19 protein-coding genes and 1 tRNA gene are annotated in these 18,575 nt (G+C 69.6%); 2 read left to right on the top strand and 18 right to left on the bottom strand.

Translation table 11 applies throughout. From position 1 onward, the window contains the following. Positions 1 to 89: 89 nt before the first annotated feature. The 13 genes from H9L09_RS12165 to rplJ form a co-directional block, all read right to left on the bottom strand. Positions 90 to 1,019, bottom strand: a complete 930-nt coding sequence (locus H9L09_RS12165; protein ID WP_187577209.1) for a J domain-containing protein — start codon at positions 1,017 to 1,019, stop codon at positions 90 to 92. A 14-nt stretch (positions 1,020 to 1,033) separates the two neighbouring features. Beyond that, the gene (locus tag H9L09_RS12160) at positions 1,034 to 1,495 is read right to left on the bottom strand and encodes a hypothetical protein (RefSeq protein WP_187577208.1); all 462 of its coding nucleotides are present in this window, start codon (positions 1,493 to 1,495) and stop codon (positions 1,034 to 1,036) included. A gap of 176 nt (positions 1,496 to 1,671) precedes the next feature. Next, positions 1,672 to 2,961 (bottom strand): MCE family protein, encoded by a 1,290-nt coding sequence (locus H9L09_RS12155; RefSeq protein WP_187577207.1) that lies wholly within the window; start codon positions 2,959 to 2,961, stop codon positions 1,672 to 1,674. Between the two features lie 43 nt (positions 2,962 to 3,004). Further along, complete coding sequence (locus H9L09_RS12150; protein ID WP_187577206.1) at positions 3,005 to 4,501, bottom strand: MCE family protein; 1,497 nt, start codon at positions 4,499 to 4,501, stop codon at positions 3,005 to 3,007. After that, on the bottom strand, positions 4,498 to 5,667 hold the full coding sequence (locus H9L09_RS12145) for an MCE family protein (protein WP_187577205.1): 1,170 nt from the start codon (positions 5,665 to 5,667) through the stop codon (positions 4,498 to 4,500). Before H9L09_RS12145 ends, H9L09_RS12150 begins: the two co-directional genes overlap by 4 nt. A 1-nt stretch (position 5,668) precedes the next feature. After that, complete coding sequence (locus tag H9L09_RS12140) at positions 5,669 to 6,643, bottom strand: MCE family protein (RefSeq protein ID WP_187577204.1); 975 nt, start codon at positions 6,641 to 6,643, stop codon at positions 5,669 to 5,671. Continuing rightward, positions 6,640 to 7,674 carry an MCE family protein gene (locus H9L09_RS12135; protein WP_187577203.1) on the bottom strand — a complete coding sequence of 345 codons (1,035 nt, stop codon included), beginning with the start codon at positions 7,672 to 7,674 and terminating at the stop codon, positions 6,640 to 6,642. Before H9L09_RS12135 ends, H9L09_RS12140 begins: the two co-directional genes overlap by 4 nt. Positions 7,675 to 7,819: 145 nt before the next feature. Further along, complete coding sequence (locus H9L09_RS12130; RefSeq protein ID WP_187577202.1) at positions 7,820 to 8,959, bottom strand: MCE family protein; 1,140 nt, start codon at positions 8,957 to 8,959, stop codon at positions 7,820 to 7,822. Positions 8,960 to 8,961: 2 nt separating this feature from the next. Beyond that, positions 8,962 to 9,789: an MlaE family ABC transporter permease gene (locus H9L09_RS12125; RefSeq protein WP_187577201.1), complete on the bottom strand. Its 828-nt coding sequence runs from the start codon at positions 9,787 to 9,789 to the stop codon at positions 8,962 to 8,964. A gap of 23 nt (positions 9,790 to 9,812) precedes the next feature. After that, positions 9,813 to 10,598, bottom strand: a complete 786-nt coding sequence (locus H9L09_RS12120) for an MlaE family ABC transporter permease (RefSeq protein ID WP_187577200.1) — start codon at positions 10,596 to 10,598, stop codon at positions 9,813 to 9,815. Between the two features lies 1 nt (position 10,599). Then, positions 10,600 to 11,553, bottom strand: a complete 954-nt coding sequence (locus tag H9L09_RS12115; RefSeq protein ID WP_187577199.1) for an ABC transporter ATP-binding protein — start codon at positions 11,551 to 11,553, stop codon at positions 10,600 to 10,602. A gap of 277 nt (positions 11,554 to 11,830) precedes the next feature. Further along, positions 11,831 to 12,217 carry a 50S ribosomal protein L7/L12 gene (rplL, locus tag H9L09_RS12110; protein ID WP_187577198.1) on the bottom strand — a complete coding sequence of 129 codons (387 nt, stop codon included), beginning with the start codon at positions 12,215 to 12,217 and terminating at the stop codon, positions 11,831 to 11,833. Between the two features lie 92 nt (positions 12,218 to 12,309). Beyond that, positions 12,310 to 13,017: a 50S ribosomal protein L10 gene (gene rplJ, locus H9L09_RS12105; RefSeq protein WP_187577197.1), complete on the bottom strand. Its 708-nt coding sequence runs from the start codon at positions 13,015 to 13,017 to the stop codon at positions 12,310 to 12,312. 328 nt (positions 13,018 to 13,345) lie between these two features. Here rplJ and H9L09_RS12100 point away from each other — a divergent pair, with 328 nt between their 5' ends. Next, a complete protein-coding gene (locus tag H9L09_RS12100; protein WP_223164019.1) occupies positions 13,346 to 14,347 on the top strand; it encodes a DnaB-like helicase C-terminal domain-containing protein in 1,002 nt (333 codons plus the stop codon). A 102-nt stretch (positions 14,348 to 14,449) separates the two neighbouring features. On the opposite strand, the gene rplA is transcribed toward H9L09_RS12100, so the two are convergent. The 5 genes from rplA to H9L09_RS12075 all read right to left on the bottom strand — a co-directional run bounded on the left by rplA (position 14,450) and on the right by H9L09_RS12075 (position 17,172). Then, complete coding sequence (gene rplA, locus H9L09_RS12095) at positions 14,450 to 15,163, bottom strand: 50S ribosomal protein L1 (protein WP_187577195.1); 714 nt, start codon at positions 15,161 to 15,163, stop codon at positions 14,450 to 14,452. Positions 15,164 to 15,272: 109 nt separating this feature from the next. Continuing rightward, positions 15,273 to 15,701: a 50S ribosomal protein L11 gene (gene rplK, locus H9L09_RS12090; RefSeq protein ID WP_187577194.1), complete on the bottom strand. Its 429-nt coding sequence runs from the start codon at positions 15,699 to 15,701 to the stop codon at positions 15,273 to 15,275. Between the two features lie 51 nt (positions 15,702 to 15,752). Continuing rightward, on the bottom strand, positions 15,753 to 16,691 hold the full coding sequence (gene nusG, locus H9L09_RS12085) for a transcription termination/antitermination protein NusG (protein WP_246455983.1): 939 nt from the start codon (positions 16,689 to 16,691) through the stop codon (positions 15,753 to 15,755). 91 nt (positions 16,692 to 16,782) lie between these two features. After that, positions 16,783 to 17,019 (bottom strand): preprotein translocase subunit SecE, encoded by a 237-nt coding sequence (gene secE, locus H9L09_RS12080; RefSeq protein WP_187577193.1) that lies wholly within the window; start codon positions 17,017 to 17,019, stop codon positions 16,783 to 16,785. A gap of 80 nt (positions 17,020 to 17,099) precedes the next feature. Further along, positions 17,100 to 17,172: transfer RNA gene (locus H9L09_RS12075), tRNA-Trp, on the bottom strand. A 173-nt stretch (positions 17,173 to 17,345) separates the two neighbouring features. On the opposite strand from H9L09_RS12075, the gene H9L09_RS12070 reads away from it, so the two are divergent. Next, positions 17,346 to 18,572, top strand: coding sequence for a pyridoxal phosphate-dependent aminotransferase (locus tag H9L09_RS12070; protein WP_187577192.1), 1,227 nt, complete (start codon positions 17,346 to 17,348; stop codon positions 18,570 to 18,572). Positions 18,573 to 18,575: the final 3 nt, after the last annotated feature.

Raw genomic sequence — 18,575 nt, 5'->3', positions numbered from 1 at the left:
GGATGCCCGCTTCCGGCGCACTCGCCCGCCCAGCAGGCTGCCGCGACCGGGCAACCTGCTCCTCGGGATACGGGGGCTGAGGGCGGGCGTCAGTACGACGTGATGTCGTCGACGAGCCAGGAGCCGTCGCGGGCCTTCTGCATCGTGAACATCACCCGGTTCAGGGCGGTCTGGGGCTCGTCGTTGGCGGTGCTCGTCGTGACCTGGTCGACGAAGAGCAGCACCTGGACCCGGTCCTCGGTGGCCAGCGACACGCCCGAGGCCCGGACCTGGGCGGTCACCTTGGCCTTCAGCTTCTCGGCGCCCTCGATGACGGTGCTGTCGAAGGTGTCGAGGTAGTCCTTGCGGTAGTCGTCGGTCATGAAGTCGGCGGCGGCGTCCCGGTCGGCCTCCAGCGAGCGGTAGTCGTAGGCCAGGATCGCCTCGGCGGCCCGCTCGGCGGCGGCCGGCGCGGCCCGGCGGGCCTCGTCGAGCCCGTCCTGGGCCACCACCTGGCGGGTCGCCGCCAGCCCCATCCCGGGGATGAACGGTCCGGCGGCCAGCGCGACGAGCACCGCGGCGAGCACGGCCAGCCCGAGCAGCACCGGCCAGGGCACCGCGCGGCCGGGAGCGGGTGCGGGCCCGGGCTCGCCGCCCGCGGCAGCCGGCCGGCCGGCCGGGACCGTCCTCACGCCGGTTCCGTCCGCGGGGGTTGCGTCCGTCGCCGTCCCGTCCGTGACCGTTGCGTCCCGGGCCGAGGTCGTCGCGGCGGTCGCGGTTCGCTGCGTCGACGTCGCGGGCAGGGTGCGGGTGGCAGGGCCGGCCGCCGCGGTCGGCGACAGGCCCGCCTGCGCGTCGTACTCCTGGCGACGCTCGGGGTCGAGCAGCGTCTCCGCGGCCTCGTTGAACAGCCGGAACTGCGCGGCCGAGCCGCCGCTGCCGGGTTCGAACCGCTCGGCCGCGTCGCGCCAGGCCCGCTTGATCTGGCCGGCGCTCGCGTCCGGCGCCACGCCGAGGATGTCGTAGAGAGTGGGGTTCACCGTCGTCACCTGCCTCACGCCACCGGGCTGAAGTTGTCGACGAGCCAGTCGCCGTCGACCTTGACCAGGTCCACCGACCAGCGGAAGTGCCGGGCGCGCTTGCCGTAGATCGAGTCGGCGGTGGCGTCGGCCACCACCAGGACCTCGGCGGAGTCACGGTCCACGCTGGCCACCGCGGAGCGGATCACCTCGCCCCGGGAGGTGAGCTTGGCCTGGGCCACCTGGCTGAGCAGGTCGTCCACCGTGGACTCGAAGTCGTCGTTGAACTTGGTGGTCAGCAGCGGGGTGAGGCTCTGCTTGAGGGTCCCCACGTCGGCGGAGTCGAAGTTGTTCACCTGGACGGCGAACCGCTCGGCCGCGCGCACGGCCTCGGTGCGGGCCTGGTCCTCCTCCTCCGACTCGACCCAGCCCGGCCGGACCAGCACCAGCTCGAGCACGAGAGCGACCACGGCCAGCACGGCCACGGCAGCCAGCACGCCCGCGGCCGCCCGGCTCAGGCGCGGGGACCACCACGATCCACCGGCCTCGCTGGTCGCGTCCCGACCCGGCGGCGGCCCCGACTCTTCGGTGGGTCCCCTGGATCCGGTGGGTCCGGTCGGTTCGGTGGGTGCGTGCGGCATGCTCGACCTTGCTTCCTGGTCCGTCGCGTCGGTCATCGTCCCTCCGCGAGCGGCTGCAGCAGCAGCCACTTCCAGGAGTCCTTGCCGAACACGGCCTCGGCGCCCCCGGTGTAGGTGACCGGGTGGCGGGCCGCGTCGTCGGCGTACTCCACCTGTCCGGTCGCGCGATCGTACTCCGCGACGACCGGCGCACGGTACGCCGTCCCGGCGCGGCCGCGGGGGGCGTTCTGGGCACCGCGGGCGTTGCTCGCAGCCTGGGCCTCGGTGCAGCGCGCGCTCTCGTTCATCGGCCGGTTGTCCCGGTCCGAGGGCGGCCGGGTGTCGGTGCTCTGGTAGCCCTGGTGGCAGACGACCGGCGACTGCTGCGTGATCAGACCGAAGTGCGCGTCGTAGAGACCGGTGCTGTCCTTGCCGACCACGGTGTAGCCGCCGGCGACGACGTAGGGGTAGACCACCAGGATCATCTCGGTACCGTCGACGTGCCGGGCGGTGACCTCCCCGGTGGTGACCAGGTTGTTGATCAGCTCGCCGAGGTCGACGTCGTTCTCCTCGAGGAAGGTGCGCAGCTGGTTGGCGGTGGCGCTGCCGTTGTCGATCACGCGGCGGAGGTCGGCGTCGGAGCTGACCAGGGTGTCGGAGAACTTCGACAGGTCGGAGGAGAAGCTCCTGATGGCGGAGGCCTTGTCGAGCTGGGTGCCCAGCACCACGTTGCTGTCCTCGAGGAGCGTGGTGGTCAGCTTGAAGTTGTCGTTGGCGGTCCGGATGAACGAGTTCGACGTGTCGATGATCTGACCGAGGTCCTCGCCGGTGCCCTGGAAGGCGTCGCCGAGCTCGCTGACCACGGTCCGCAGGCTGCGCTTGTCGACGGAGTTGACGGTGCTGTCGATGTCGACGAGGAACTTGGTCGTCGGGATCGGGGTCTCGGTCATCGCGAGCGGGATCTCGCTGCCCTCCTCCAGGTAGGGCCCCTCGTCGGTCTGGGGCAGCAGGTCGACGTACTGCTCCCCGACCGCGGACCGGTTGGCCACCAGGGCCTTCGCGTCCTCCGGGATCCTGGCGGAGTCGTTGTCGATCTCGAGCATCACGTCCACGCCCTCGTCGGTCAGGCGCAGCTGGGCCACCCTGCCGACGGTGACACCGCGGTAGGAGACGCCGGCCCCCTCGAAGATCCCGCCGGACTCCGCGAAGTGCGCGGCGACCACGTAGGAGTCGTCGATGAACAGCCGGTCCAGCCGGGCGTATCTGGCTCCGACGAAGGAGACCCCGAGCACGGTGATCAGCGCGAAGATGATCAGCTGCACCTTGGTCCGTCGCGTGATCATGCGCAGTCACCCCGGAAGCGTCGCGAGCGGTCGCGGTCGGCGCTCATCGCGGCACCATTCCCCACACCAGCAGCGGAGCCAGCTCGCTGTCGTAGTCGGGGGCCGTGCTCCGCCGCTCCGGCGCCGGTCCGAACATCGTCCGGAACAGGCCGCCACCGACGTCGCCACCGGTGCCGTCACCGCCGGTGCCACCCGTGCCGCCCGTGCCGCCACCCAGCAGCGGCAGGTCCGGGATCGGGATCGGGATGCCGCCGATCGGCCCGTCCTCACCGGTGTCCGGCAGCTGGTTCACGATCCGGCAGACCGCGGTGTTCTTGTACTTGTCCTTCTTGCAGGTCTTGCGCAGCTGCTTCAGGGTGACCTTCTTGCAGGCCTTGCTGGCCAGGTCGCCGCTCTGGATGCACTTCACCACCTGGGAGACGGTCTCGGTGACCGGGCCGGCCTCCTGGCACAGCGGGTCCAGCGGGGTCTGCGTGCAGAGGTCGACGGGATCAGGGATCGGGTTGGCGTCCTGACCGGTCAGCTTCACGTCGAGCTGGATCGCGAGGTTCGTGTAGTCACCCATGTGCAGGTTGCGTGCCTGGGCGGGGTTCTTGCCGACGACGGCGTCGACGAACGGGTAGGTGAGGAACACCTGGAGTGCCTTGGGCAGCGCGTCGCCGGCCTCCGCGAGCTTGGTGAGCGTCGGGGCGAGCGCCTCGAGACTGTCGATCGTCGCCTCCTTGGAGTCCCGGATCACGCGGGTGCCCACCGCGCTGAGCTCGCTGAGGGCACGCAGCATCTTGACCAGGTCGTCGCGCTGCCGGTCGATGGAGGCGAGTGCCTGCGGAAGCTCGTCGAGCGCGGTGGTGATCGCGCCCTTCTGCCGGTTCAGCGACTTCGAGAGCCGGTTGAGGCTCTCGATGGCCTGCACGATCGAGTCCTTGTTCTGGTCGAGCTGCCCCATGAAGGTGTCGAGCTGGTCGAGCACCCCCCGGACGTTGGTCTCGCGGCCCTCGAGCGCCTTGTTCAGCTCCACCGAGATCGTCTTCAGCTGCGCCACGCCGCCGCCGTTGAGCAGCAGCGACATCGCGCCCAGCACCTCCTCCACCTCGGGATTGCGGCCCGAGCGGGACAGCGGGATCCGGTCCCCGTCCCCGAGCAGCTCGGGGGTGGCCCCGCTCGGCGGCACTTTCAGCGACACGAACTTCTCGCCCAGCAGGCTGGTCTGACGGATCTCGGCGACAGCGTTGTCCGGAAGCTCGACGTCCCCGCGGAGCAGCACGGTCACCTCCGCGGTGTAGCCGTCGAGGTCGATGGAGTCGACGCGGCCCACGGTCACGTCGTCGACCTTGACCGCCGACTGGGGCACGAGGTCGAGCACGTCGCGGAACTGCACGGTGACGGAGTACGGGTCGTCCCCGAGGTCGGCCCCGCCGGGCAGCGGCACGTCGTAGACGGAGAAGTCGCACCCGGTGAGGGCGACCGCCCCGACCGCGACCAGCGTCACCAGCCGGGCGACCCGGCTGCGCAGGGAGCGTGAGCAAGTACGGCGGCTCATCGTCCGTCGACCTCCAAGATCCCGCCGAGCGACCGGTCGATGTGCTCGACCTCCACGACCTCACCGGAGCGGCGGACCCGGTCGAACACCGCCGGACGCGGCAGCGCCTTCCTGATCAGGTCGCAGGACTCCTTCGGCGTCGGGGTCTGGCCGAGCGCTCCGCACAGCAGCGCGGCGGGGTCGCTCTGCAGGTCGGCGAGGTTCTCCCCGACGTTCGTCCGGGTGTCGAGCGTCCCCGTGGAGGGGTTGTAGGTGTGGAACAGGTTGGACAGCGCGAGCGGAGCGTTGGTCAGCGTCTCGTCGAGGGCGGCACGCTGCTTGACGAGCACCTTGGTGACCTGGTTGAGGCCCTTGATGTTCTCCGAGAGCGAGTCGCGGTTCTCGCGGACGAAGCCGGACACCTGCTGCATGGCGATGCCGAGGTTCTTCAGCGCCGCGGCAAGGTCCTTCCGCTCGTCCGCGAGCAGGTCCGCGGCACCGGTGAGGCTGTCGTTGAAGTCGCGGACGGTCGAGTCGTTGCGCGAGAGCGCACCGACGAAGCGCTCGATCTCGCGGGCGGTGCCGAACAGCTCGTCCTTGTTGTTCTCCAGGGTGCCGGTGAACTTGCCCAGGTTGCGGATCGTCTGGTGGAACTGCTTGCCCTGACCGGCGAAGTTCGCGGCGGTCGAGTCCAGCAGGTTCGTCAGCGCACCCTTCTTGTTCGCCCCTTCCGGGCCGAGGGCCACCACCAGGTCGTCGATGCTCTGGTAGATCTCGTCGAGCTCCAGCGGGGTGGAGGTGTCCTCGGTCGTCAGCTCCGCACCGCTCTCGAGCACGTCGCCGCCGGTGTAGACCGGCGTCAGCTGCACGAACCGGTCCCCGACGATCGCCGGCGAGACGATCACCGCCTTGGCGTCGGCCGGCACCTTGTACTTGGCGTCGTAGCGCATGGTGACCGTGACGTCGGTGCCGGTCGGGGTGACGGTCTCGACCGTGCCGACCGGGACGCCGAGGATCCGGACGTCGGAGCCCTCGTAGAGGGAGACGGTGCGCGGGAACTTCGCCGTCAGCGTCTTGGAGTCCTCGTGCGGCCAGACCGCGAGCAGCAGCGCGGCTACGACGGCGAGCACCGCGACGCCGGAGAGGATGCTGGTGAGGCCGCGGCGGGCCGGCAGGTGCTTGGTCATCTCACAGCCCTCCACCGAGCGCCGGGACCGGCGGCAGGTTCTGGATGTAGGTGTCGAACCAGGGACCGTTGCCCAGGGTGTTGGCGAAGACGCGGTAGAACGGCGCCATCAGCCGGAGGCTGGCGTCGAGGTTGTCCTGGTTCTTGCGGAGCACGTCGACGACGTTGTCGAGGTGGTCCAGGGCCGGCCCGAGGTCCTGCCGGGTGTCCCGGACCAGCGCGGTGAGCTGCACGGAGAGCTGGCTGGTCGCGTCGAGCAGGTTGGACACGGACTGCCGGCGGGCGGCGAGGGCCCGGAACAGCTTGTCGCCGTCGCGCATCAGGGTGACCAGGTCCTGGCGCCGGTCGCCGAGCACGCCGGAGACCTTGCGCAGGTTGCCCAGCAGCGTGTTGAGCTGCTCGTCGCGCGCCGCGATGTTGGAGGACAGGTCGGAGACGCCGCGCAGCGCCGCCCGGAACTCCTCCGGCGTGTTCTTGGTCAGCGCGGCCAGCGTGTCCAGCGACGTGGCCAGCTGGTCGGTGTCGATCCGCGCGGACCGGTCGGCGAGGCCCTCGAAGGCCTCCACGACGTCGTACGGCGACGAGGTGCGCTCGACCGGGATCTCCGTCCCCTCCGGGAGCTGGCCGGAGCCGGCCGGCTCGAGCGCGAGGTACATCGCGCCGAGCAGCGTCTTGACCTTGATGGCCGCGGCCGTGCGCTCGCCGAAGTCGACGCCGCTGTCGACGAGGAACTCGACGCGCACGTGGTCGCCGTCGAGGTCGACGGTCTTGACCTTGCCGACCCGGACCCCGGCCACCCGCACCTCGTCGTTCGGCTTCAGGCCGCCGGCCTCGCTGAACGCCGCGTAGTAGGTGTCGCCGCCGCCGATCAGCGGCAGGTCCTCGGCCCGGAAGGCGGCGAGGACCAGTGCGGTGAGGACCGCCAGGCTGATCGCGCCGATGATCACGGGGTTCCGCTCACGGAAGGGGACGCTCATCCGAGGTGACACCTCGCTCCCCCGGTCTCGTAGTCGACCGGGACAGGGGGGCCCACGGGCAGCTCCACCTGACCCTTGAAGCTGCAGAGGTAGAAGTTGAACCAGGAGCCGTACGTCGCGGTCCGACCGATCTTGTTCAGCTTGATCGGCAGCACCTGCAGCGCGCGGTCGAGCTCGCCCTTGTTGCGGTCGATGTTGCCCGCCACGGCACGCAGCTGCGTGACGTCGCGGGTCAGTGACGGCCGGATCCCCGTGACCAGCTGGGAGGTCTCCACCGCCAGTGCGGAGACGGAGTCCAACGAGCCCAGGATCGCCTCGCGGTCGCCGGAGAGGCCGGAGACGAACACGCGCAGCTTGACCAGCAGGTCCGAGAGCTCGTCGTCGCGGTCGCCCAACGTCACCATCACCTCGTTCAGGTTGTCGATGAGCTCGCCGATGACCTGGTCGCGGCTGGCCAGGGTGGTGGTGACCGAGGCGGTGTGGGCGAGCAGGCTCTCGAGCGTGCCGCCCTCACCCTGGAAGACGGTGATCACCTCGTAGGCGAGCTTGTTGACGTCCGCGGGCGAGATGGCCTCGAACAGCGGCTTGAAGCCGTTGAACAGCACGGTCAGGTCCAGGGCCGGCTCGGTCCGGTCCAGCGGGATCGTCGCCCCGGCCGGGAGCACGTCGGGGGCACCGGTGCCCTGCGAGAGCGAGATGTAGCGCTGCCCCACCAGGTTCCGGTAGCGGATCTGCGCGAGGGTGCTCTCGGTCAGCTGCTGGTCGGAGTCGACGTCGAAGGTGACCAGCGCCCGCGTCCTCTCGACGATCTCGATGTCCTGGACGGTGCCGACCTTGACCCCGGCGATCCGGACGTCGTCGCCGTTGACCACTCCGGTCGCGTCGCTGAAGACGGCCTTGTAGGCCTTGGTCTCGCCGAAGGTGATGTTGCCGATCAGGATCACCAGCACTCCGGTCGCCATGGTCGTGACGAGCACGAAGATCAGCAGCTTGACCGCGTCCCCGGTGGTCTTCTTGTCGAGCAGCTTCATCGCAGGCTCACCTCCGCGCCGCGCGCCAGCGGGCCGAACAGCAGCGTCGCCACGTCGGGCACCTCGTCGGCGGGGACGCCGAGGGCGGGGCCGGCGATCGAGTTGACCACCGCCCGCTCGGCCTCGGTGCCGGCGAAGCCGGAGGTCAGGTCGAAGCCCGGGGGACCCGCTTGCCGACCGGGTAGTCGACCCCGGTCTGCAGCTGCGGGGAGTAGCGGTCGCCGGGCAGGTTGCGCTGGCTGTAGCCGGGAGCCGCTCGGCACGACTGCTCACTCAAGGGGCCGCGCTCGTCGGCGTAGGCGGGGTCGTCGCGCGGCTCGTAGCCTCGCGGCTGTCGCGGCAGCGTCTCCAGGTTGATGTGCAGGGTGTAGCCGCGGTAGGCGCTCTCCATCCGCGGTGTCCACCGCACCATGGTCTGGAGCAGGCAGGGGTACTCCGAGGAGTACTTGGCGAACAGCGGCAGCTGCTGCTGCCCCTGCTCGCTGAGCCGGATGATGTTCGCGCCGTTCTGCTCCAGGAAGTCCCTGCTGGTCGAGGAGAAGCTCGCGACGTCGGAGAACAACGCCGTCAGCTTCTGCTCCTTCGCCACGAGCGTGTTGCCGGTCGTGACGCTGTTGCGCAGGATGTTCGCCAGCTCCGGCATCGCCGCGCGGTAGGTCTCCGAGACCGCGCCCAGCTTCCGCAGGTCGTCGACGAGCAACGGCACCTTGGGGTTCACCCGTGCCAGGTAGTCCTCGAGGACCACCAGGTTCTCGCCCAGCGCCTCGCCGCGACCCTCCAACGCGGTCGCCAGCGCGGTCAACGTGTAGTTGAGCTCCGCGGGCTGCACCGTGCGCAGCAGCGGGTAGAGGTCCGAGAGCACCCGCTCCACCTCGATCGCCACCCGCGATTCCCGGATCACCGCCCCGGCAGCGATCGACTTCGGCGAGGGCGAGGCCGGCACCTGCAGCGCGACGTACTTCTCCCCGAACAACGTCTTCGGGAGGATCCGCGCGGTCGTGTTCGCCGGGATGGTCGAGGCCAGGTCGGGGTCGATCGCGAGCCGGAGGGTGGCGCCGTCGCCGTCGGAGGAGATCTCCCGGACGTCGCCGACGATGACGCCGCGGATCTTCACGTCGGCGAGGCGGGGCAGCTGCAGCCCGATCTTCGAGGCCTTCACCGACACCGGCACGTAGTCGACGAACTTCTTGGTGAAGATCGCATAGGTCAACCACACCGAGAGCAGCAGCAGCACCAGGAAGGCGACGCCGAGCGCCCGGTGCTTCCCCACGACGAGCAGCTTCATGGTCAGCCCGCCAGCCTGACCGTGGTCGTCGTGCCCCAGATCGCCATCGACAGGAACAGGTCGATGACGTTGATGGCGACGATCGAGGTGCGCACCGCCCGGCCCACGGCCAGGCCGACGCCCGCCGGGCCACCCGAGGCGGTGTAGCCGTAGTAGCAGTGGATCAGGATGACGACGACGGCGAAGACCAGCACCTTGCCGAAGGACCACAGCACGTCGCCCGGCGGCAGGAACTGGTGGAAGTAGTGGTCGTAAGTGCCGGCGCTCTGCCCGAAGAACTGGGTCACGGTCAGCCTGGTCGCGAAGTACGACGACAGCAGGCCCATGACGTAGAGCGGGACGATCGCGATGAGACCCGCGATGATCCGGGTGGTGACGAGGAACGGCAGCGAGGGGATCGCCATCACCTCGAGGGCGTCGACCTCCTCGGAGATCCGCATCGCCCCGAGCTGGGCGGTGAAGCCGCAGCCGACCGTGGCGGCGAGCGCGATGCCGGCGACCAGGGGCGAGATCTCGCGGGTGTTGAAGTAGGCGGAGACGAACCCGGAGAAGGCCGCGGTGCCGATCTGGTTCAGCGCTGCGTAGCCCTGCAACCCGACCTCGGTGCCGGTGAAGAAGGCCATCGCGGTGATCACCCCGACGGTGCCGCCGATGACCGCGAGCGCACCCGACCCGAGGGTGACCTCGGCCAGCAGCCGGAGGATCTCCTTCTTGTAGCGCCGGATCGTGCGCGGCGTCCACGCGAGCGCGCGCAGGTAGAACGACAGCTGCTCGCCCAGCTCGTCCAGGAAGCGCGCCGGACGCTGGTAGACCGCTCTCACGTTCGCCATGGCAGACCCTCTCTCACCGGGTCTCATCCGGTCTTCGGCGGGACGAGCTGGAAGTACATCGCGCTCATCACGAAGTTGACGACGAACAGGAGCATGAAGGTGATGACCACCGACTCGTTGACGGCGTCGCCGACCCCCTTGGGGCCACCGGCGGCGTTCATCCCCTTGTAGGCGGCGACGACGGCCGCGATCAACCCGAAGACCACCGCCTTGGCCATGCCCTGCCACAGGTCGGGGAGCTGGGCCAGGGCGGTGAAGCTGGCGATGTAGGCGCCTGGGGTGCCGTCCTGGAGCACCACGTTGAAGACGTAGCCGCCGGCCACTCCCACCACGCTGACCAGGCCGTTGAGGAAGACCGCGACCAGCATCGTCGCCAGCACCCGGGGCACCACGAGCCGCTGGATGGGGTCGATGCCCAGCACCATCATCGCGTCGAGCTCCTCGCGGATCTTGCGAGCGCCGAGGTCCGCGGCGATGGCCGACCCGCCCGCGCCCGCGATCAGCAACGAGGTGGCGATCGGCCCGGCCTCCCGGACCACCGCCAGTACCGCGGCGGAGCCGGTGAAGGACTGGGCACCGAACTGCTTGATCAGCCCGCCCACCTGCAGCGCGATCACCGCGCCGAAGGGGATCGCCACCAGCGCGGTCGGCACGATCGTGACCGAGGCGATGAACCAGGCCTGCTGGAGGAACTCCCGCAGCTGGAAGGGACGGCGGAACAGGCCGCGGAACACGTCGAGGCCGAAGGCGAAGAGCTTGCCTGCCGTCCCCACCGGGGCGAGCAGCCGCGAGGAGGTGAGCGTCGTCATCTCAGGCGCCCGTCGCCATCGACATGTTCTCCTCGAACGAGCCGGGCGGCGGCGTCACGCCGTGCTCGCGGCACCACTCGCCCGGCGGCCGCTGGCTGCGCCGGGCCACCCCGTTGGACGGCTCGAGCTGCAACGGGATCGGCGGCAGCGCAGGCAGCTCCTGGTCCTTCTCCGCCTCGAGCTCGTCGGCGTCCTTCTCCTCCGACATCCCGATCGGACCGATGCGCTGCGCGTTGAGGAACTGCCGGACGACCGGCTCCTCCGAGGAGAGCAGCATCTCCCGCGGCCCGAACATCGCCAGGTGCCGGTGGAAGAGCAGCCCGATGTTGTCCGGGACGGTCCGGGCGGTGTTGATGTCGTGGGTGACGATGAGGAAGGTGGCGTCGATCTGCGCGTTGAGGTCGACGATCAGCTGGTTCAGGAACGACGTGCGGACCGGGTCGAGGCCGGAGTCGGGCTCGTCGAAGAGCACGATCTCCGGGTCCAGGACCAGCGCCCGGGCCAGCCCGGCGCGCTTGCGCATGCCGCCGGAGATCTCCCCGGGGAGCTTGTCCTCGGCGCCGACCAGGCCGACGAGCTCCATCTTCTCCATGACGACGTCGCGGACCTCGGACTCGGACTTCCGGGTGTGCTCGCGCAGCGGGAAGGCGACGTTGTCGTAGAGGTTCATCGAGCCGAACATCGCGCCGTCCTGGAACAGGACCCCGAAGAGCTTGCGGATCTCGTAGAGCTGCCGCTCGGAGCAGGTCGCGATGTCGGTGCCCTCGATGACGATGCTCCCCTTGTCGGGCTTGAGCAGCCCGATGAGGGTCTTGAGGAAGACGGACTTGCCGGTGCCCGACGGGCCGAGCATCACGCAGATCTCACCCGCGGGGATCGTCAGGCTGACGTCGCCCCAGATGACCTGCTTGCCGAAGGACTTCGTCAGCCCGTCGACCTTGATCTCGACGCCCACAAGCGTCCCTCCCTCGATGTCGCGCGCCCGCCGAGGGCGATCGGCTCCCCCGGGACTCCCTGACCGTGCGTTGTGCCCTCCCCTACCAACGAGTAAACCGACAGATGGTTACGGTCGTCACACAGGCACATGGATCGGGCAGATCGGGGCCGGGCGACGCCGGCGGCGGCCCCGTCGGGGTCCGGCGAGCCGGCGGCGCACGACCGGGCCCGGACGCACGAACGGCGGCCATCCCGGTAGGGATGACCGCCGCGCGCGGTGTCTCAGGAGCAGAGCGTCACTTGACGGTGACGGTGGCGCCGGCGCCCTCGAGGGCGCCCTTGGCCTTCTCCGCGGCCTCCTTGGTGACCTTCTCCAGGATCGCCTTCGGAGCCGCCTCGACGAGCTCCTTGGCCTCCTTGAGGCCGAGGCTGGTCAGCGCGCGGACCTCCTTGATGACGTTGATCTTCTTTTCACCAGCGGCCTCGAGGACGACGTCGAACTCGTCCTGCTCCTCCGCCTCGGCGGCCTCGCCACCACCAGCGGCGGCGGGAGCCGCAGCGGCGACGGGGGCGGCGGCGGTGACGCCGAAGGCGTCCTCGAACTGCTTCACGAACTCGCTCAGCTCGAGGAGGGTCATCTCCTTGAACGCGTCGAGCAGCTCGTCGGTGGTGAGCTTCGCCATGGTGGCGTTTCCTTCCGTGTTGCTGGTCCGATCAGGTCGAGCGGACCGATGGGTGTCGGTTAGTGGTGCTCGGGCCCGTAGGTCCGGGGGCCTCAGGCCTCGGTGGCCTCGGCTGCCGGGGTCTCATCGGCCGGGGCGTCCGGTGCGGACGTCTCGGTCGACTCGGCCTCATCGGTCGCCGTGGTCTCCGTGGCTGTGTCCCCTGCGGCCTCGTCGGAGGAGCCGGAGGGCTCCTCGGTCGAGACGGGCGCCGGCGTGCCGGCACCACCCTTGAGGATCGAGGGGTCCTGCTCGGCCTTCGCCTGCAGCGCCCCGGCGAGGCGGGCAGCCTGCGCGAGAGGAGCGTTGAGCAGGTAGACGGCCTGGCTGAGCGAAGCCAGCATGCCTCCGGCGAGCTTCGCGAGGAGGACCTCACGCGACTCGAGGTCGGCCAGCTTCGCGATCTCCGCCGCGTCGAGCGCGGCGCCGTCGAGGACACCGCCCTTGATCACGAGGGAGGGGTTTGCCTTGGCAAAGTCACGCAGGCCCTTGGCTGCCTCGACGACGTCACCGCTGATGAACGCGATGGCGGTCGGCCCGGTGAGCAGGGCGTCGAATCCTTCGACGCCCGCCTCCGTGGCGGCAATCTTGGTGAGCGTGTTCTTGACCACGGCGTAGGTGGCGTTCTCGCCGAGAGCACGCCGCAGGTCCTGCAGCTGCTTCACGGAGAGACCGCGGTACTCGGTCAGCACAGCACCAGCAGAGTCCTGGAACGACTCCACGAGCTCTGCGACGTCGGCTGCCTTGTCGGGCCGCGCCATGGGTCTCCTTCCGGTCATCACACGTCTCCGTCGACGCCGGATCGGGCCCATCCACGAAAAAAGCCCCGGCACAGGAGGCACGGGGCGGACGGCTGCGCACCTTGCGGTGCGTGGTTCAGCCACACTCGGTGTCACCTGCGCAGGATGCCCGCGGAGCGGGACCTTCGGCCAGCGACCCGGACACGTTCTCTCCGGGCACACCGACAACCGGCGGTCTCTGGTTTCACCGGAACTGTACGTGAGTCCGGGTCCTGGAGCCAAATCACGCACCGGCCCCGATTCCGGCGAACCACCCGTGAGCGCCGTCCGGTGGTGGTTCCATGAGTGCGTGGATCTCTCACTGGAAACTCTCACCGGCGTCCTGGAGCAGGCTGACTACCGCGTGCGCGCCGGTTCGCACGCCGAGGCCCGGGTGTGGCCGACCGGCTTCGACATCCTCGACGTCAACCTCAGCGGCGGTCTCCGCTCGGGTGAGCTGGTGCTGCTCGGCGGCCCGCAGGGACTCGGCAAGACCACCTGGGTGATGCAGGTCGCCCGCAACGTGGCGCGATCGGGGCGCGTGGTGCTGGTCTTCTCCTTCGAGCACGACCTGCAGACCCTGCTGGTCCGCCTCGTCGCGCTCGAAGCGGGTCGGCTCGGCGGCCCGGACGCGCCGAGCACCAGCCGGATCCGGCAGAGCTTCGAGGGCGCCGACGGACTGACCGGGTCGCTGGCCGAGCGGCTCTCCGGGACCGACGGCGGTGCGAAGGCGATCGAGGTGGTCCAGGAGTACGCCGACCGGCTCGTCCTGCACCGCTCCACCGGCTCGAAGACCGGCCTGGACGCCATCCGCGCCGCCATCGTCAAGGTCACCGAGGAGATCGGGCAGCAGCCCCTGGTCGTCGTGGACTACCTCCAGAAGATCCACGTCCCGGGCAACGTGCCGGAGGAGTCCGAGCGGATCACCACGGTGGTGGAGGGCCTCAAGGACCTCGCCCTGGACAACGACGTACCGATCCTGGCCGTCGTCGCCTCGGACAAGGAGGGCATCCAGGCCGGGAAGCGGATGCGCGTCAACAACCTGCGCGGCTCCTCGTCGCTGGCCTACGAGGCCGACACGGTGCTGCTGCTCAACCACAAGTACGACGTCGTCGCCCGCCACCACCTCGTCTACAACATGGGCAACGTGGAGCGGTTCAAGCACTACGCCGTGCTGAGCATCGAGAAGAGCCGCACCGGCAAGACCGGCATCGACATGGAGTTCTACAAGCGCTTCGACCAGAGCCGCTTCGAGAGCGAGGGTCGGATCGTCAGCGAGCAGCTCGTCGACGAGCGGGTCTTCACCGAGTAGCCGCGGGTAGTCGCGGGTAGTCGCGGCTCGTCGCGGGCCGGACGCGACAAGGCCCCGCCGGCTGCTGCCGGCGGGGCCTCGTCATGCCTGGAGGGCGGGGGGTCAGACCTCGTCGTCCGAGGCGACGTTGCGGGTGCGGTTCGGGTCCACCTGGACGCCGGGGCCCATCGTCGTGGAGACGGTGACCTTGCGCAGGTAGCGGCCCTTCGAGCTGGCCGGCTTGAGCCGGAGCACCTCCTCGAGCGCCGCGGCGTAGTTCTCCGCGAGCTGGGCCTCGTCGAAGGAGGCCTTGCCGATGATGAAGTGCAGGTTCGCGTGCCGGTCGACGCGGAACTCGATCTTGCCGCCCTTGATGTCCGTGACGGCCTTGGCGACGTCCGGCGTGACGGTGCCGGTCTTCGGGTTCGGCATGAGGCCGCGGGGGCCGAGCACGCGGCCGAGACGGCCGACCTTGCCCATCATGTCCGGCGTCGCGACGACCGCGTCGAAGTCCAGCCAGCCGCCGCTCACCTTGTCGATGAGCTCGTCGCCACCGACGATGTCGGCTCCGGCCTCACGGGCGGCGTCGGCCTTGTCGCCGTTGGCGAAGACCAGGACCCTGGCGGTCTTGCCGGTGCCGTGCGGGAGGTTGACGGTGCCGCGGACCATCTGGTCGGCCTTGCGCGGGTCGACGCCGAGGCGCATCGCCACGTCGACGGTCTCGTCGAACTTCTTCTTGCTGCTGGACTTGGCGATCTTGATCGCCTCCAGCGGGGTGTGCAGCTCGTCCTGGTCGAACGACTCGGAGGCTGCACGGTAGGTCTTGCTGCGCTGCATGTCTGGTTCCTTCTTCCACCAGTTGTGGTCGTGGGGCGCGTAGCGGGCCCTGCCACGGATGACGTGTGGTCGGTGCGGCGGTCTCCGGTGCGGAGGCCGCCAGGGAGCATCAGTCGGTCGTGATGCCCATCGAGCGGGCGGTGCCCTCGACGATCTTCATCGCTGCGTCGATGTCGTTGGCGTTGAGGTCGGGGAGCTTCGTCGTCGCGATCTCGCGCACCTGGTCCTTGGTCAGCTTGCCGACCTTCTCCTTGTGCGGAACGCCCGAGCCCTTCTGCAGGCCGGCAGCCTTCTTGATCAGCTCAGCCGCCGGAGGCGTCTTCGTGATGAAGGTGAAGCTGCGGTCCTCGTAGACGGTGATCTCGACGGGGACGACGGTGCCCCGCATGGCCTCGGTCTGCGCGTTGTAGGCCTTGCAGAACTCCATGATGTTCACACCGTGGGGGCCGAGAGCGGTACCCACCGGCGGAGCAGGTGTGGCCGCCCCGGCCTGCAGCTGCACCTTGACGAGCGCTGCGATCTTCTTCTTGGGAGGCATGTTTGTCCTAGGGTCCTTACTTCTGTGCTTCTCTGTCCTGAGCTCGCTCGGTCAGACCTTCTGGATCTGGCTGAAGCTCAGCTCGACCGGCGTCTCCCGGCCGAAGATCTCGACGAGGGCCTTGACCCTCTGGGACTCCGCGTTGATCTCGGTGATCGTCGCGTGGAGCGTGGCGAACGGGCCGTCGACCACCATGACCGAGTCGGACACGTCGAAGTCGGCGACCTCGACCTTCCGCTTGGTGGCGGCGCCCCCGGCGCCTCCCTGCTCGGGAGCGGCGGCCTCGGCCTCGGCGACGATGGCCGGGGCCAGCATGCTCTCGACCTCGTCGAGGCTCAGCGGCACCGGCTGGTGGCTGTGCCCCACGAAGCCGGTGACCGACGGCGTGTGCCGCACGGCCGACCATGACTCGTCGGTGAGGTCCATGCGCACCAGGACGTAGCCCGGGAGGACGGTGCGCTTGACCAGCTTGCGCTGGCCGTTCTTGATCTCCGCGACCTCTTCGGTCGGGACGATCACCTCGTGGATGTAGTCCTCCATGTTCAAGGAGGTGATCCGGTTCTCCAGGTTGGCCTTCACCCGGTTCTCCATGCCGGAGTAGGTGTGCACCACGAACCAGTCACCGGGCTTGGAGCGCAGCGCCTCGCGGAACTCCTCCAGCGGGTCGGACACGGGCTCCTCGGCCACCGCGGCGGCCTCCTCGGCCTCCTGCGCGACCTCGGCGTCCTCGTCGACCTGGACGTCCTCCGCAGCCTCGTCGTCGCCTGCCTCACGGGCCTCGTCGATCTCGTCGACCTGGGCGTCCACGTCGGAGCCGTCGGCGTCCTCGGCGTCGTCATCGGCGGCGGACAGACCGGCGCCTTCGACCATCGGCTCGTAGGCGGACTCGTCCACGGGCTCCGCCTGCTCGGCGGCCCGGGACTGCTCCTCGTCGACCGTCGGGTCGACCTTGAGGGAGGGGGCGTGCTGTTCGTCGTACGACTGCGACACGGTTACTCCGTCACCTTCACTGTTCGATGCTGCTGTGGTGCCCGTCCGGCCTCGGAGGCCTCCGGGATCCTGCTGCGGTCTGCGGCCCTGGTCAGCCGAAGACCGCGAAGACCAGCTTGCCGAAGCCCAGGTCGAGCAGCGAGACGATCGTCATGAGCACGACCACGAAGACCAGCACCACGATGAAGTACGTGATCAGCTGCTCCTGGGTCGGCCACACGACCTTGCGGAGCTCGGCCACGACCTGGCGGTAGAAGGTGGCGGGGCTGGTCCGCTTGTCGCGCGTCTGGCGACCACCAGACGTCGACACCGAACGGCTGTCCGACACTGTTCTCCACCTCTCCGTCGTTGCTCCGGAACCTCCGGGGTCCTGCCGCCCCGTCCGCGACGGGCGCGGATGGAGCCTCGCAGGGCACGAGGGACTTGAACCCCCAACCTTCGGTTTTGGAGACCGATGCTCTGCCAGTTGAGCTAGTGCCCTACGGCGGCCCCGGGATCGGTCACCGGCTTCGCGAGGTGTTCGCGGGCACGGCGACCAAGGGTGAGGACCACCAACGTGGAAGTGTACGTGGTCGGTCGCGGGGAAGTCGAACCGAGCCGTCCGGGCTTCGAACCCGCGTGCAGGGGCATCGGGGACGGTGGAACCATAGACCCATGAGCGCCAGCCCCGAACCCACGCAGGACGCCCCCGCCCACCGGATCTCGGCCCGCATCGGCGGGATCGCCGAGTCCGCCACGCTCGCCGTGGACGCCAAGGCCAAGGCCCTGAAGGCGGCCGGCCGGCCGGTGATCGGCTTCGGCGCCGGGGAGCCGGACTTCCCGACCCCGGACTACATCGTCGAGGCGGCGGTCGAGGCCTGCCGGGACCCGCGCAACCACCGCTACACGCCGGCCGGCGGCCTGCCCGAGCTCAAGCAGGCGATCGTGGACAAGACCCGCCGCGACTCGGGCCTCGAGGTCGAGCCGGCCAACGTGCTCGTCACCAACGGCGGGAAGCAGGCGATCTACGAGGCGTTCGCCACCCTGCTCGACCCGGGCGACGAGGTGATCGTCCCGGCGCCGTACTGGACGACCTACCCGGAGGCGATCCGGCTGGCCGGCGGGGTGCCGGTGGAGGTGCTCGCCGACGAGACCCAGGACTACAAGGTCACCGTCGAGCAGGTCGAGGCAGCCCGCACGCCGCGGACCAAGGTGTTCTTGTTCAACTCCCCGTCGAACCCGACCGGCGCGGTCTACTCCCGCGAGGAGGTGGAGGCGCTGGGTCGCTGGGCTCTCGAGCACGGGCTGTGGGTGCTGACCGACGAGATCTACGAGCACCTCGTCTACGACGGTCAGGAGGCGGCCTCGCTGCCGGTGGTGGTGCCCGAGCTGCTCGACCGTTGCGTCGTGGTCAACGGAGTCGCCAAGACCTACGCCATGACCGGCTGGCGGATCGGCTGGGTGGTCGGGCCGAAGGACGTCGTGAAGGCCGCCACGAACCTGCAGTCGCACGCCACCTCCAATGTCTCCAACGTCGCCCAGCGCGCGGCGGTGGCCGCCCTGAACGGCGACCTGTCGGCGGTCGAGGAGATGCGCTCGGCCTTCGACCGGCGGCGGCGCACGATCGTGTCGATGCTCAACGAGATCGACGGGGTCGTCTGCCCGGAGCCGCAGGGCGCGTTCTACGCCTACCCCTCGGTCAAGGGCCTGCTCGGTCGCGAGATCGACGGGTCCACCCCGACCACCTCGGCGGAGCTCGCCGAGCTGCTGCTCGAGAAGGCCGAGGTGGCCGCGGTCCCGGGCGAGGCGTTCGGGTCGCCCGGCTACCTGAGGTTCTCCTACGCGCTCGGCGACGACGACCTGGCGGAAGGCATCGGCCGGCTGCAGCGACTCCTCGGCTGACCG

Origin of the sequence: Nocardioides mesophilus (assembly GCF_014395785.1) — a bacterium.
GTDB lineage: Bacteria > Actinomycetota > Actinomycetes > Propionibacteriales > Nocardioidaceae > Nocardioides_B > Nocardioides_B mesophilus.
Note: the sequence above shows the minus strand (reverse complement) of the source record. Positions and strands in the feature narration are given on the sequence as shown.

Coding starts and splice junctions, on each gene's coding strand:
- H9L09_RS12155 (WP_187577207.1), bottom strand. CDS start 2,961: ATGATCACGCGACGGACCAAGGTGCAGCTGATCATCTTCGCGCTGATC.
- H9L09_RS12150 (WP_187577206.1), bottom strand. CDS start 4,501: ATGAGCCGCCGTACTTGCTCACGCTCCCTGCGCAGCCGGGTCGCCCGG.
- H9L09_RS12145 (WP_187577205.1), bottom strand. CDS start 5,667: ATGACCAAGCACCTGCCGGCCCGCCGCGGCCTCACCAGCATCCTCTCC.
- H9L09_RS12140 (WP_187577204.1), bottom strand. CDS start 6,643: ATGAGCGTCCCCTTCCGTGAGCGGAACCCCGTGATCATCGGCGCGATC.
- H9L09_RS12135 (WP_187577203.1), bottom strand. CDS start 7,674: ATGAAGCTGCTCGACAAGAAGACCACCGGGGACGCGGTCAAGCTGCTG.
- H9L09_RS12130 (WP_187577202.1), bottom strand. CDS start 8,959: ATGAAGCTGCTCGTCGTGGGGAAGCACCGGGCGCTCGGCGTCGCCTTC.
- H9L09_RS12125 (WP_187577201.1), bottom strand. CDS start 9,789: ATGGCGAACGTGAGAGCGGTCTACCAGCGTCCGGCGCGCTTCCTGGAC.
- H9L09_RS12120 (WP_187577200.1), bottom strand. CDS start 10,598: ATGACGACGCTCACCTCCTCGCGGCTGCTCGCCCCGGTGGGGACGGCA.
- rplL (WP_187577198.1), bottom strand. CDS start 12,217: ATGGCGAAGCTCACCACCGACGAGCTGCTCGACGCGTTCAAGGAGATG.
- rplJ (WP_187577197.1), bottom strand. CDS start 13,017: ATGGCGCGGCCCGACAAGGCAGCCGACGTCGCAGAGCTCGTGGAGTCG.
- rplA (WP_187577195.1), bottom strand. CDS start 15,163: ATGCAGCGCAGCAAGACCTACCGTGCAGCCTCCGAGTCGTTCGACCAG.
- rplK (WP_187577194.1), bottom strand. CDS start 15,701: ATGCCTCCCAAGAAGAAGATCGCAGCGCTCGTCAAGGTGCAGCTGCAG.
- H9L09_RS12070 (WP_187577192.1), top strand. CDS start 17,346: ATGAGCGCCAGCCCCGAACCCACGCAGGACGCCCCCGCCCACCGGATC.